The organism is Chromobacterium subtsugae (genome assembly GCF_035919665.1).
Lineage (GTDB): Bacteria > Pseudomonadota > Gammaproteobacteria > Burkholderiales > Chromobacteriaceae > Chromobacterium > Chromobacterium subtsugae.
Genome location: NZ_CP142381.1, coordinates 744,477 through 756,583 on the forward strand (window position 1 = coordinate 744,477; position 12,107 = coordinate 756,583).

A 12,107-nucleotide genomic window follows, 5' to 3' on the forward strand; every position below is an offset into this window, starting at 1 on the left:
ATGCAGCCATCGCTGCTTATTGCCGGCCTGAACGGCGGCCCCCTTGTATCCATCGCCAACGGGCCAGGGGAAGCGGAAAACCAAGAGGATGATCCTGTGCGCGCCCGCCGCCGCGGCGCATTTTCTGACGGCGCGCGGTTGGCGGAGATGCGGAATGGATCAAGTTTTCAGAACAGCCCCTTGAGTCGCGTCAATCATACGGCCTTGCTGGCGGCAGATTTTTGCTGCGTTTCATATCACGCAAACGACACTATGCGATGCTTTGCTATTTTTTAGTTTTGAGAGTCAAAGCCGGCAGGCGTGATGACAGCCATCCGCCTGCCTGGCGAGGAGCCGCGTAATCACGGCGCTCCGGCGCTTAGTGGTGCGTGGCGGCGGAGTGGGAGGACGAGGAGTTGCTGTTGCTGGAGACTGCGACGGCGGCGGCGACGGCTGCGCCGATGGCGGCGATGGTGCCGACGCTGAGGCCCGCGATGCCGGCGGTGGTGCCGGCGATGCCTGCGGTGCCGGCGGTGGCGGTGCCGGCCGTGCCTGCGGTTCCGGCAGTGCCGCCGACGGTTTCTTCGCCGGCGGCGAACGCCGGGCTAGCGAGCATGACGGCCAGGGTAACGGTGATGATTTTTTTTAGCAGCATGATGAATCCTTTGCTCAGGTTGAACTACGGGAATCCGGAAAACAGCTACTACTCATCACTGATGTTAAGTGAATTTTCACACTTTTCAAGTGGAATCCGATGACAACATTGTGAACATGGCAATGCGGCCATCGGAAAAGGCGGTCAATCCAGCCAGAAGACCGTGCGTTGGCCGTGGTCTCGCAACAGTTGCCGGAAAACCGCGGGGTCCTTGGTATAGGTCAGTTCTCCGCTGGCCGGCTGGTAAAGATCCTGCAGCCGCGAAACCCAGAAGCGCAGCGCGGCGGCGCGCAGCATCACCGGCCAGCTGGCGCGCTCGTCCGGATTCAGCTGCCGCTCCGACTGGTAGCCGTCCAGCAGCGCTTTCGCCAGCGCGTCGTCCAGGCTGCCGTCGTCGCGGCGCGCCCAGTCGTTGACCGCGATCGCCACGTCGTACAGCAGGATGTCGTTGCAGGCGTAGTAGAAGTCGATGAAGCCGGCGATCTGCTCGCCGTTCATCAGCACGTTGTCGCGGAACAGGTCGGCGTGGATCACGCCGGACGGCAGATGGTCGAAGCGGTGCCCGTCCTGAAACTGGATTTCGGCGCGCAGCAAGTCCGCTTCCTCGGCCGGCAGCTGCGGGTATAGCTGCTGCGCGACGCGGCTCCACCAGCGCGGTCCGCGCGGGTTCTGCATTTTCAGCGGGAAGGTGGCGGAGGCTTTGTGCATCTGCGCCAGCATTTCGCCGACTGCGCGGCAATGGGCGGCCGTGGGCGCGCTGACGTCCGCGCCCTGCAGGCAGGTGACCAGGCAGGCCGGTTTGCCGGCCAGCGTCGAAGCGAAGCGGTCGGTGTGGTCGGCGATGGGGGCGGGGCAGGCCACGCCGTGCCTGGCCAGATGGCTCATCAGCGACAGGTAGAACGGCAGTTCGTCCAGTTGCAGGGTTTCGAACAGCGTCAGCACATAGCGGCCGTGCGTGGTGGTGACGAAATAATTGGTATTGGTGATGCCCGCCGCGATGCCTTGCAGCTCCAGCAGCTGGCCCAGCGCATAGCCCTGCAGCCACTGTTGCAGGGTTTCACGGCTGACCGTGGTGTAAACCGACATGCCTGCTCCTCAGAAACGAACCAGCACCCAGCGCGGGATCATGATGCGGGTGGCGGGGTCGACCTGTTTCATGGTGCCGGAGCCGTTGTCGTCGATCAGGTAATACGGCACGCCGTGCCCTGGCGTCACCTTCACCATGTACAACTGGCCGTTCAGCCGGTATTCCTCGATCTTCTCGTCGCCTTTCTGGATCAGCCGCACTTCCGGCTCGGGTTCTGCGGAGTTGTCCTGGCTGATGACGGGGGGCGGAGGCACCACCGCCTTGGCCGGCGCCGGGGCGTCGGCGGCGAAGGCGGGGGCCAGCGGCAGGAGTAGAAGCAGGGCGGTGAGGCGGCGCATGGTTTGTCCTTATTGATTGGTATGCGGTGGTTACAGGTTGAGCAGCTGCTCGCGCTCTTCGGGCAAGGCGTCGAAGCCGCGGGTCTCGTAGTGTTTGAAAATGGTGTCGACGATCTGCTGCGGGTCGTCGATCAGCTGGATCAGGTTGAGGTCGTCCGGGTTGATCATGCCTTCGCTGACCAGGCGGTCTTTCACCCAGTCCAAGAGGCCGGTCCAGAATTCGCTGCAGCACAGGATGATGGGAATCTTGCGGCTCTTGCCGGTCTGGATCAGCGTCAGCGCCTCGAACATCTCGTCCAGCGTGCCGAAGCCGCCGGGCATCACCACGTAGGCGATGGCGTGCTTGACGAACATCACCTTGCGGCTGAAGAAGTGGTTGAACTTGACCGACAGGTCCTGGTAATCGTTGGGTTTTTGTTCGTGCGGCAGCACGATGTTGAGCGCCACCGACGGACTTCTGCCGTAAAATGCCCCCTTGTTGGCGGCCTCCATGATGCCGGGGCCGCCGCCGGATATCACCGAGAAGCCGGAATCGGACAGACGCCGCGCCACGTCCTCGGTCAATTTGTAGTATTTGTGATCGCGCGGCGTGCGCGCGCTGCCGAATATGCTCACCGCCGGGGTAATGCCTTGCAGTTCCTCGGCCGACTCGACAAACTCCGACAATATCTTCATCACGTGCCAGGCCTCGCGGGAACGGAAGCGCTGCATCATGGCGTGACGGTCACTGGTCTGCGGCAACTTATCGGACAAGCTCATACTTCTGCCTCTTTATGAAAACATTGTTATTGATCGACGGCTCTTCTTACTTGTACCGCGCCTTTCACGCGATGCCCGATTTGCGTTCCCCGGATGGCCGCCCGGTGGGGGCTGTCTATGGCATGGTGAACATGCTCAGGCGGCTGGAGAAGGAGGTTGAATTCGATTATAGCGCCTGCGTCTTCGACGCGAAGGGCAAGACCTTCCGCGACGACCTGTACCCCGAATACAAGGCCAATCGCCCGTCGATGCCCGAGGAGCTTGCCTCCCAGATTACGGCGGTCCACGACGTGGTGCAAGCCTCCGGCTGGCCGATGCTGGTGGTGCCGGGGGTGGAGGCGGACGACGTGATCGGCACGCTGGCGCGCCTGGGCGCGGCGGCCGGCATGAAGGTGATCGTCTCCACTGGCGACAAGGACATGGCGCAGCTGGTGACGCCAGATGTCACCCTGGTCAACACCATGACCAACGAGCTGCTGGACGAAGCCGGGGTGAAGGAGAAGTTCGGCGTGCCGCCGAACCGGATCATCGACTACCTGACCCTGATCGGCGACAAGGTCGACAATGTGCCCGGCGTCGACAAGTGCGGGCCGAAGACCGCGGTGAAGTGGCTGGAGGAATACGGCAGCCTGGACGCCATCGTCGCCCAGGCCGATAGCGTCGGCGGCAAGGTGGGCGAGAACCTGCGCGCCGCGCTGGACTGGCTGCCGATGGGCAAGCGGCTGATCACCATCGATTGCGAGGTGAACCTGGCGACGGACTTGCCGCACGGCCTGCCGGGCCTGCAGCACGGCCGGAAGGACAAGCCGCGGCTGGCCGAGCTGTTCCAGGATCTGGGCTTCCGCACCTTCTACCGCGAGGTGACCGAGGGGGCGGAGATGCCGGCTGTCGCCCAGCGCGGCGAGGACGCGCCCGCCGCGCCGCGCGGCGATCAGGCCCAGGGCGACATGTTCGCCGAACCGGCCGCAGCGCCGGCGGCCCAAGCCGCCCCGGCCGAAGCCGCGCTGACGCGCCATTACGAAACGATATTGACCGAAGCCCAGCTGGACGCCTGGCTGGAAAAACTGGCGGCGGCCAGGGTGGTGTCGTTCGACACCGAAACCACCAGCCTCGATCCGATGCAGGCGCGCATCGTCGGCGTCAGTTTCTCGGTGGAGGCCGGCCATGCCGCCTACCTGCCGCTGGACCACCACTACGCCGGCGCGCCGGAGCAGCTGGGGCTGGATGCCGCGCTGGCCAAGCTCAAGCCGTGGCTGGAGGACGCCAGCCAGAAAAAGTGCGGACAGAACCTGAAGTACGACTGCCACGTGCTGGCCAACCACGGCATCGCCCTGCGCGGCATCGCCGATGATTCGATGCTGGCCTCCTACGTGCTGGAAAGCCACCAGCGCCACAATATGGACGATCTGGCGCGCCGCCATCTGGGCGAGAACACCGTCAGCTACGAGGACATCTGCGGCAAGGGCGCCAAGCAGATCGGTTTCGGCGAGGTGGACGTCGACATCGCCGCCAATTATTCGGCGGAGGACGCCGACATCACGCTCAGGCTCAACCAGTATTTCGCCGGCGAGCTGTCCGGCGATCTGGAAAAGGTCTACCGCGACATCGAGCTGCCGGTGGCCGAAGTGCTGTTCAAGATGGAACGCCACGGCGTGCTGATCGACCGCGACAAGCTGGCGGCGCAGAGCCACCAACTGGGCAGCCAGATGCTGGAACTGGAGCAGCAAGCTTACGAGCTGGCCGGCCAGCCATTCAATCTGAACTCGCCCAAACAGCTGCAGGAGATCCTGTTCGGCAAGCTGGCGATCCCGACCAAGGGCGTCAAGAAGACGCCGAGCGGCGGCTATTCCACCGACGAGTCGGTACTGGAGCAACTGGCGCTGGACCATCCGCTGCCGAAGTGCATTCTGGAGTATCGCGGCCTGGCCAAGCTGAAGTCCACCTACACCGACAAGCTGCCGACGCTGATTTATCCACAGACCGGCCGCGTGCATACGACTTATGCACAGGCGGTGGCGATCACCGGCCGCCTGGCCAGCAACGATCCCAATCTGCAGAACATCCCGGTGCGCACCGCCGAGGGCCGCCGCGTGCGCGAAGCCTTCATCGCGCCGGCCGGCTGGCAGATCGTGTCGGCCGACTATTCGCAGATCGAGCTGCGCATCATGGCCCATCTGTCCGACGACGAGGGCATGCTGAAGGCCTTCGCCAGCGGCGAGGACATCCACCGCGCCACCGCGGCCGAGGTGTTCGGCGTCGATCTCGGCGCGGTCACGTCCGACCAGCGCCGCGCGGCCAAGGCGATCAACTTCGGCCTGATCTACGGCATGAGCGCGTTTGGTTTGGCCGCCCAGTTGGATATCGAGCGCAGCGCCGCCCAGCAGTACATCGACCGCTACTTCATGCGCTATCCGGGCGTGGCCGAGTACATGCAGACCACCCGCGAGAAGGCGCGCGAGCAGGGCTATGTCGAAACGGTGTTCGGCCGCCGCCTGTACCTGCCCGACATCAAGCTGTCCAATCCTGGCCGCCGCGCCGGCGCCGAGCGCGCGGCGATCAACGCGCCGATGCAGGGCACCGCCGCCGATCTGATCAAGCTGGCGATGATCGCGGTGCAGGCTTGGCTGGAGCGCGACGGCTTGCAGAGCAAGCTGATCATGCAGGTGCATGACGAACTGGTGCTGGAGGTGCCGCAGGCCGAGCTGGAGTTGGTCAAGCGGCGTTTGCCGGAAATCATGGCCGGCGCGGCGGCGCTGAAAGTGCCGCTGCTGGCCGAGGTCGGCGCTGGCGACAGCTGGGAGGCGGCGCACTGAGCGCCAGCGGCAAATCATCATAACGGCGTCTGCGGACGCCGTTTTTTCGTCCAGCGGTTCCGCCGGGGATTTTCCTTTTCGCATCACTTCCAACCTGAACTTTGGTCTGGCCGACCATGGCCGTTTTCCGGCTTTGGGACAGGGGAGGCGGCGGAGTTCGCGATGTTTTTCCAGACTGTGGGCTGTTCCGTCATTCGCGGAGAAAGCATGGGCATAGCCAAGCAGGCCGGGATTTCATTGCTGGAATGGATGACCGTGCTGGCCATCGTCGCCATCGGCAGCGGCAGCGCGCTGCCTTTGCTCGACCGCTCGCTGGAGCGGCAGCGGCTGCGCGGCCATGGCCTGGCCTTGCTGGGCAGCCTGCAATACGCGCGCGCCGAGGCCTTGCGGCGCAATCAGCCGGTTTATCTGTGCGCGGCCAATCTGAAACGCAACCGCGAGCTGCAGGGCTGCCTGCCGCCTCAGGCGGGGCCGCAGGCGGTTTGGCCGGAGGGCGCGCTGGTCTACGCCGACCGCGGCGCCGGCAATGGCTATTACGACAGCGGCGAACGCTTGAAGCTGGCGATGTTCGACGGCGCCCGAGTGGCCGTGCGCGCGCCGGCGCGGCAATTGACGCTGACGGCGGAGGGACGCTTGCGCGAGGCCGGCGCCATGGTGTTCCGTCTGTCCGGCGGCCGCCAGTGCCTGGCGCTGACGCTGGCTGAGGATGGGCGGGCCAGGCTGGGAGAGGTGTCCGATGATTGCGGCTAGGCGGCGCCAGGCCGGCTTCGGCCTGCTGGAAACCATGGTGGCGCTGCTGGCGTGGATGCTGGCCTTGCTGGCGCTGGCCGGCATGCTGGCGCGTTCGCTGCAGCATGTGCGCGACGCCGAGCTGCGCGGCCGCATCGACGACGCGGTGGCCGACCTGGCCAGCGCCATCCAGTCCCGGCCGGACAGCTTGTGGCCGCATTATCTGGAAAGCGGCTATGACGATCATCTGACGGCTGGCGAGTGCGCGGGGCCGTGCACTTCCGCGCAGCTGGCGGCCGCCGATCTCGGCCATTTCAAGCAGGCGCTGCGCGCGGGCAGCAGCCGCGCCGAACAGGTGAGGGCGGTGGTGTGCCGCGGCGACGGCGGCGTGCCGCCCACCCTCGCCCGGCCGGGCTGCGGCGCGCAGGGGGAGTTGGCGATACGGGTGGCCTGGCGCAGCCGCGCCGGCCGGCAATGGCAGGAGCATGCCGGTGTCTGGCCGCTGCAGCCCTGAACGCGCGCGGCAGCGCGGTTCCTTGTTGTTGGGCCAATTGGTGGCGCTGGCCTTGCTGTCTTACGTGCTGGCGCAGGCGGTGTCGTCTTACGGGGTGGCCGACCGCGCGGTGCGCTTGGCCGGACAGGGCCTGGAGCGGCGGCAGGAGGCGCGCTGGGCGATGCGGCAGCTGGCGCAGGATTTGTCCATGCACGGCCGTCTGGGATGCGCGCAAGAAGCCTGGCGGCGCGAGGATTTCGGCCAGACTGCGTGGACGCTGTCGCTGCCCGGGCGCTGGCTGCGGCACCGGCAGGCGGTGCTGGACGACGCGGGCGGACTGAGCCGCCTGCTGCTGGAGCCGCAGGACAGCGACTGGCGCGCTTGGCGCGAGAGCCGGCTGGTCAGCTGCGGACAATCGCTGCGCTTGGCCGGAGGCGAGGCAAGCTGGAGCGGCGGCGCGGCGACGCCGTCGCTGGAGCTGTCTCCGGCGCTGGCCGCGGGCAGCTTGCACCTGCCCTCTTTGCAGCTGTGGCTGCCGCGGCAGCGCCAGTACCGCCTGCTGCGTCCGGGGCGATCGGGGCAGTTGCTGATGCGCGATGCGCTGGGCGGCATCGCCGACGGCGGCGAGCGGGTGGCGTTGGATGGGGTGAAGTCGCTGTCGCTGCGGGTGCTGGCGCAAACCGGCTGCGGGCCGGATGCGCGCTGGGCCTGGCGCGGCATCGACTCGTTGACGGCTGGCGAGGCCGGCCGCCTGGCGGCGGCGCGGGTGACGATGGAGTGGTATCCGGATAGCGGGGAGGACAAGGTGATCAAGCTGAGCCATGACGCGGCGCTGACGCCGTTGCAGCCATGCTAAGGCGCGCGGTGAGGGCCAGCCGCCAGCGCGGCGGCGCTTTGTTGCTGGTGTTGTCCTTGCTGGCGGCGCTGAGCATGCTGGCCTTGTCCTCGTCCCAGCTGACGATCAGCGCGCAGCGGCTGGCGGACAATGTCCAGGATCGGCGGCGGGCGCAGCTGTTGGCGCGGCAGGCGCTGCTGGGCGCCGAGGACTGGGTGTGGCGGCTGGACCGCCGGCTGGACATGGCGGCCCTGGCCGCCCGGCCGGCGGAGCTGTATGGCGAGGGCCGGCTGTTTCCGCCCAACTGCCATGGTCCGCAGGGCAAGGGCCTGTGCGAGCCCAAGGAACCGCCGGAACGCCGCGCGAACGGCGCGGTGCCGCTGCTGCATCCCTGCGGCAACAGCCGCGCCTTTCCGCTGGAGCCGGAGCCGGCGCAGTCCAGGTGTCCGCAGCAAGTGCGCAGCGGCGGGCTCAGCTGGGCCAATCCGCGCTACGTGGTGGAGCTGATCGATCCCGGCTTCCTGGCGCGGGACGGATCGCCCGGGCGTTTGTACCGGATCACGGTGCGGGCCTGGGGCCGCACGCCTTACAGCTCGGTCACCCTGCAAAGCTGGTACCGGGTGGGCGACGGCGAGGCGGCGGGGCGGCGTTTGAACTGGGAGGAGCGCAGGGAATGAAGACAAATGTCGGCGGCTTCAGCCTGCTGGAACTGGTCGGCTGCATGGCGATCGCCGCATTGCTGCTGGCGGTGGCGCTGCCGGGCTACCAGTCATACTTGCAGCGCGCCCGGCTGGAGGAGGCGCGCTCGGCCTTGCTGGAGGACAACCACTTCATGCAGCGCTGGTATCACGAGCACGGCGTGTTTCACCAGGAGGGGCCGCTGGCCTGGCCGGCATTGCCGGTGATCGAGACCGCCGCTTTCGATATCGGCTTCAGCAGCGCGTTGCCGTCGGCCGACAATGTCGAGCAGACCAGCTTCATCATCGAGGCCAGGGCGAAAACCGGTTCCGGCCTGGAGGAGTGGCTGCTGAAGCTGGACCAGGATGGCAATATCCGCCAGTGCCGCCAGGACGGCGGCGGCGAGCAGTGCCGGCCGTGAAGGCTCAGGCCTTGCTGGCCGCCGGGTCGTCGCCCCAGGGCGCCACTTTCACCAGCAGCATCATGCCCGGAATCGCCAGCGCGGTGCACAGGAAGAAAAACGAAGTCCAGCCGATAGAGTCGACGATGTAGCCGGTGGCGGCGTTGGCCAGCGTGCGCGGCACCGCGGCCAGACTGGTGAACAGCGCGAACTGGGTGGCGGTGTAGGCCGGATGGGTGCTGCGGGCGATGAAGGCGACGAAGGCGGCGGTGCCGAGGCCGACGCCCAGCGCCTCGAAGCTTATCACCGCGGCCAGCATGCCGAGCTGCTCGGCGCCGACGCTGTCGAAACGGCCATGGCTGGCCAGCCAGGCGAATCCCAGAATCGACAGCACCTGCACCATGCCGAACGCCCACAGCGCGCGGTTGATGCCCATCTTGATCATCCACAGCCCGCCCAGCAGGCCGCCGGCCACCGCCGGCCACAGCCCGGCATGCTTGGCCACCAGGCCGATCTGCGACTTGGCGTAGCCCATGTCGAGATAGAACGGCGTCGCCAGCGAGGTGGCCATGCTGTCGCCCAGCTTGTACAGGAAAATGAAGCCCAATATCCACAGCGCGCCCTGCCAGCCCTGGCGGGTGACGAACTCATGGAACGGCTCCACTACCGCTTCGCGCAGCGTCTTCGGGCTGCCGGCGGCTAGGCTGGGCTCTTTCACCAGCAGCGTCATCAGCGCGCCGGGCAGCATGAACAGCGCGGTGACCACGAATACCCCGCCCCAGGGCATGCGGTCGGCCAGAATCAACGACAGCGAGCCCGGCACCAGGCCGGCCAGCCGGTAGGCGTTGATGTGGATGGTGTTGCCCAGCCCCAGTTCGGCATCGCTGAGGATTTCGCGGCGGAAGGCGTCCAGCACGATGTCCTGGCTGGCCGAGAAAAAGGCGACCGCCAGCGCCAGCGCGGCGATGTTCCAGATGTCCGCGCGCGGGTCGAACAGGCCGAATAGCCCGAGGGCGAACAGCAGCGCCAGCTGGCTGGCCAGCATCCAGCCGCGGCGGCGGCCCAACAGCGGCAGCGCGTAGCGGTCCATCAGCGGCGACCACAGGAATTTCCAGGTGTAGGGAAGGCCGATCAGCGCGAACAGGCCTATGGATTTGAGGTCGACGCCCTCGCTGCGCAGCCAGGCCGGCAGCAGGTTGATCAGGGTGTAGAGCGGCAGGCCGGAGGCGAAGCCGGTGAATACGCAAACCAGCATGGCGCGGGAGAACACATCGCGCCGCCAGTGGATGGAGGCCAGGGTCATGGTTTTCTTGTGGTGTGGGGTTGCGGGACGCGGCCGGCCCCGGATTCGGGGCCGGCCCGGGCCGGCGTCAGCGCCGCAGCGCCTTGGCGATTTTCTGGTCGGTCTTGTACTGGCTCAGCGCGTACACCGACCACAGCGCGGCCGGAATCCAGCCGATGAGAGTCAGTTGCAGGACCAGGCAGAACAGGCCGGCGAACGGCCGGCCTATGGTGAAGAACTGCAGCCAGGGCAGGAAAATGGCCAGCAGCAGGCGCATGCATCTCTCCTTGTGCGAGGCGGAATCAGCCGCGCGCCACCCGGTAGAAGGCCAGGCTGCCGCGCAGATTGGGCAACAAGGATACCCGCTTGCCCTTGTCCATGACCACCCTCTGGACGATGCGTATGCCGTTCTTCGCGCACAGCGCCTCGAAATCGCCGAGCATGCACCAGTGGATGTTGGGCGTGTCGTACCATTGGTAGGGAATGGTGTCCGACACCGGCATGTGGCCCTGCAGGATCTGCCAGCGGTTTTGCCAATAGCCGAAATTGGGGAAGCTGACGATGGCCTCGCGGCCGACGCGCAGCATTTCGTTGAGGATGGCCTCGGTATGGCGCATCGCCTGTATCGTTTGCGACAGCACCACGTGGTCGAAGCGCTGGTCCTCGAATTCGGCGAGGCCAGTTTCCAGGTCGCCCTGAATGGCGTTGACGCCGGCGGCGACGCAGCCGACCACGTTGGCGACGTCGAAATCGACGCCGTAGCCTTGCACTTGCTTGCCGTCCTGCAGCGCCGCCAGGAGTTCGCCCCGGCCGCAGCCCAGGTCCAGCACCCGGCTGCTGGGCGAGATCCAGTCGTAGATGATCCGCAGGTCGGGGCGGAGAGCGGGATGGTTCATGCGTTCGCCTCCTCGGCCACGCGGGACAGGTAGGCGCGCATCAGGTCCACATAGGGTGGGTCGGTCATCAGGAAGGCGTCGTGGCCGTGCGCCGATTCGATTTCGGCGTAGCTGACGCGCTTGCCGGCGGCGATCAGCGCCTTCACGGTTTCGCGCGAGCGTTCCGGCGCGAAGCGCCAGTCGCTGGTGAAGCTGGCCACCAGGAAGCTGGCGCTGGCCTGGCGCAGCGCGGCGGCCAGGTCGCCGCCGTGCTCCTTGGCCGGATCGAAGTAGTCGAGCGCCTTGGTCATCAAGAGGTAGGTGTTGGCGTCGAAGTAGTCGGAAAACTTGTCGCCCTGGTAGCGCAGATAGCTTTCGATCTCGAATTCCACATCGTAGCCGAAACGGTATTCGCCGGAGCGCAGCATGCGGCCGAATTTCTCGCCCATGCCGTCGTCGGACAGATAGGTGATGTGGCCCAGCATCCGCGCCAGCCTGAGGCCGCGGCGCGGCACCGCGCCTTGGGCGTAGAAGTCGCCGCCGTGGAATTCCGGGTCGGTGAGGATGGCCTGGCGCGCCACGTCGTTGAAGGCGATGTTTTGCGCCGACAGCTTGGGGGCGGAAGCGATCACCAGCGCGTGGGCGACGCGCTGCGGATAAGCGATGCTCCAGTGCAGCGCCTGCATGCCGCCCAGCGAGCCGCCTATCACCGCCGCCCAGCGCTCTATGCCCAGCCGGTCGGCCAGCCGCGTCTGCGAAGTCACCCAGTCCGCCACCGTCACCACGGGAAAGGCGGAGCCCCAGGGCTGGCCGGTGGCCGGGTTGACGCTGGAGGGGCCGGTGCTGCCGTGGCAGCCGCCCAGATTGTTGATGGCGACCACGAAGAAGCGGTCGGTGTCGATCGGCTTGCCGGGGCCTATCATATTGTCCCACCAGCCGGCGGCCTTGTCGTCCGGGTGATGGCGGCCGGCGGCGTGATGGTGGCCGGACAGCGCGTGGCAGATCAGGATGGCGTTGCTGCGGCCGGCGTTGAGCGCGCCGTAGGTTTCGAAGCGCAGCTGGTAGCTGGGCAGCACGGCGCCGCTCGCCAGCGGCAATGGGACATCGAACACGGCGTCCTGGGGCGCGACGATGCCTACCGAACAGTTGGTGTCGGTCATAAGTGGTGGTGGCCTCTTCTAATT

The 12,107-nt window shown here is 66.6% G+C and carries 15 protein-coding genes; 7 read left to right on the forward strand and 8 right to left on the reverse strand.

Annotated features, from left to right (window positions below; genetic code table 11):
- Window positions 1-276 carry a hypothetical protein gene (locus tag U6115_RS03680; RefSeq protein WP_146008377.1) on the forward strand — a complete coding sequence of 92 codons (276 nt, stop codon included), beginning with the start codon at window positions 1-3 and terminating at the stop codon, window positions 274-276.
- 82 nt (window positions 277-358) lie between these two features.
- Here U6115_RS03680 and U6115_RS03685 read toward each other — a convergent pair whose 3' ends face one another.
- The 4 genes from U6115_RS03685 to U6115_RS03700 form a co-directional block, all read right to left on the reverse strand.
- The gene (locus U6115_RS03685) at window positions 359-634 is read right to left on the reverse strand and encodes a hypothetical protein (RefSeq protein WP_043576864.1); all 276 of its coding nucleotides are present in this window, start codon (window positions 632-634) and stop codon (window positions 359-361) included.
- Between the two features lie 144 nt (window positions 635-778).
- A complete protein-coding gene (thrB, locus tag U6115_RS03690; RefSeq protein WP_043576866.1) occupies window positions 779-1,720 on the reverse strand; it encodes a homoserine kinase in 942 nt (313 codons plus the stop codon).
- A 9-nt stretch (window positions 1,721-1,729) separates the two neighbouring features.
- A complete protein-coding gene (locus tag U6115_RS03695; RefSeq protein ID WP_043576868.1) occupies window positions 1,730-2,059 on the reverse strand; it encodes a DUF2782 domain-containing protein in 330 nt (109 codons plus the stop codon).
- Between the two features lie 30 nt (window positions 2,060-2,089).
- Window positions 2,090-2,818 carry an LOG family protein gene (locus U6115_RS03700; RefSeq protein ID WP_021476877.1) on the reverse strand — a complete coding sequence of 243 codons (729 nt, stop codon included), beginning with the start codon at window positions 2,816-2,818 and terminating at the stop codon, window positions 2,090-2,092.
- Window positions 2,819-2,832: 14 nt separating this feature from the next.
- Between U6115_RS03700 and polA the strand changes: the two genes are divergently transcribed.
- The 6 genes from polA (at window position 2,833) to U6115_RS03730 (ending at window position 8,787) form a co-directional block, all read left to right on the forward strand.
- On the forward strand, window positions 2,833-5,631 hold the full coding sequence (polA, locus tag U6115_RS03705) for a DNA polymerase I (RefSeq protein ID WP_080770259.1): 2,799 nt from the start codon (window positions 2,833-2,835) through the stop codon (window positions 5,629-5,631).
- Window positions 5,632-5,838: 207 nt separating this feature from the next.
- On the forward strand, window positions 5,839-6,381 hold the full coding sequence (locus U6115_RS03710) for a GspH/FimT family pseudopilin (protein ID WP_043577173.1): 543 nt from the start codon (window positions 5,839-5,841) through the stop codon (window positions 6,379-6,381).
- The gene (locus tag U6115_RS03715; protein WP_043576870.1) at window positions 6,368-6,874 is read left to right on the forward strand and encodes a hypothetical protein; all 507 of its coding nucleotides are present in this window, start codon (window positions 6,368-6,370) and stop codon (window positions 6,872-6,874) included. Before U6115_RS03710 ends, U6115_RS03715 begins: the two co-directional genes overlap by 14 nt.
- Window positions 6,852-7,709, forward strand: a complete 858-nt coding sequence (locus tag U6115_RS03720) for a hypothetical protein (RefSeq protein WP_146008376.1) — start codon at window positions 6,852-6,854, stop codon at window positions 7,707-7,709. The genes U6115_RS03715 and U6115_RS03720 overlap by 23 nt, the downstream gene beginning before the upstream one ends.
- 8 nt (window positions 7,710-7,717) lie before the next feature.
- Window positions 7,718-8,365: a pilus assembly PilX family protein gene (locus tag U6115_RS03725; RefSeq protein ID WP_052258120.1), complete on the forward strand. Its 648-nt coding sequence runs from the start codon at window positions 7,718-7,720 to the stop codon at window positions 8,363-8,365.
- Entirely contained in the window at window positions 8,362-8,787 is a 426-nt protein-coding gene (locus U6115_RS03730; RefSeq protein ID WP_043576874.1) for a type IV pilin protein, read from the forward strand. The genes U6115_RS03725 and U6115_RS03730 overlap by 4 nt, the downstream gene beginning before the upstream one ends.
- A 4-nt stretch (window positions 8,788-8,791) precedes the next feature.
- On the opposite strand, the gene U6115_RS03735 is transcribed toward U6115_RS03730, so the two are convergent.
- The 4 genes from U6115_RS03735 to metX all read right to left on the reverse strand — a co-directional run bounded on the left by U6115_RS03735 (window position 8,792) and on the right by metX (window position 12,083).
- Window positions 8,792-10,069 (reverse strand): AmpG family muropeptide MFS transporter, encoded by a 1,278-nt coding sequence (locus tag U6115_RS03735; protein WP_043576877.1) that lies wholly within the window; start codon window positions 10,067-10,069, stop codon window positions 8,792-8,794.
- Window positions 10,070-10,136: 67 nt separating this feature from the next.
- Window positions 10,137-10,325 carry a YqaE/Pmp3 family membrane protein gene (locus tag U6115_RS03740; RefSeq protein ID WP_043576880.1) on the reverse strand — a complete coding sequence of 63 codons (189 nt, stop codon included), beginning with the start codon at window positions 10,323-10,325 and terminating at the stop codon, window positions 10,137-10,139.
- 25 nt (window positions 10,326-10,350) lie between these two features.
- Window positions 10,351-10,944: a methionine biosynthesis protein MetW gene (metW, locus tag U6115_RS03745; RefSeq protein ID WP_043576883.1), complete on the reverse strand. Its 594-nt coding sequence runs from the start codon at window positions 10,942-10,944 to the stop codon at window positions 10,351-10,353.
- Window positions 10,941-12,083 (reverse strand): homoserine O-succinyltransferase MetX, encoded by a 1,143-nt coding sequence (metX, locus tag U6115_RS03750; RefSeq protein ID WP_043576885.1) that lies wholly within the window; start codon window positions 12,081-12,083, stop codon window positions 10,941-10,943. Before metX ends, metW begins: the two co-directional genes overlap by 4 nt.
- Window positions 12,084-12,107 lie beyond the last annotated feature (24 nt).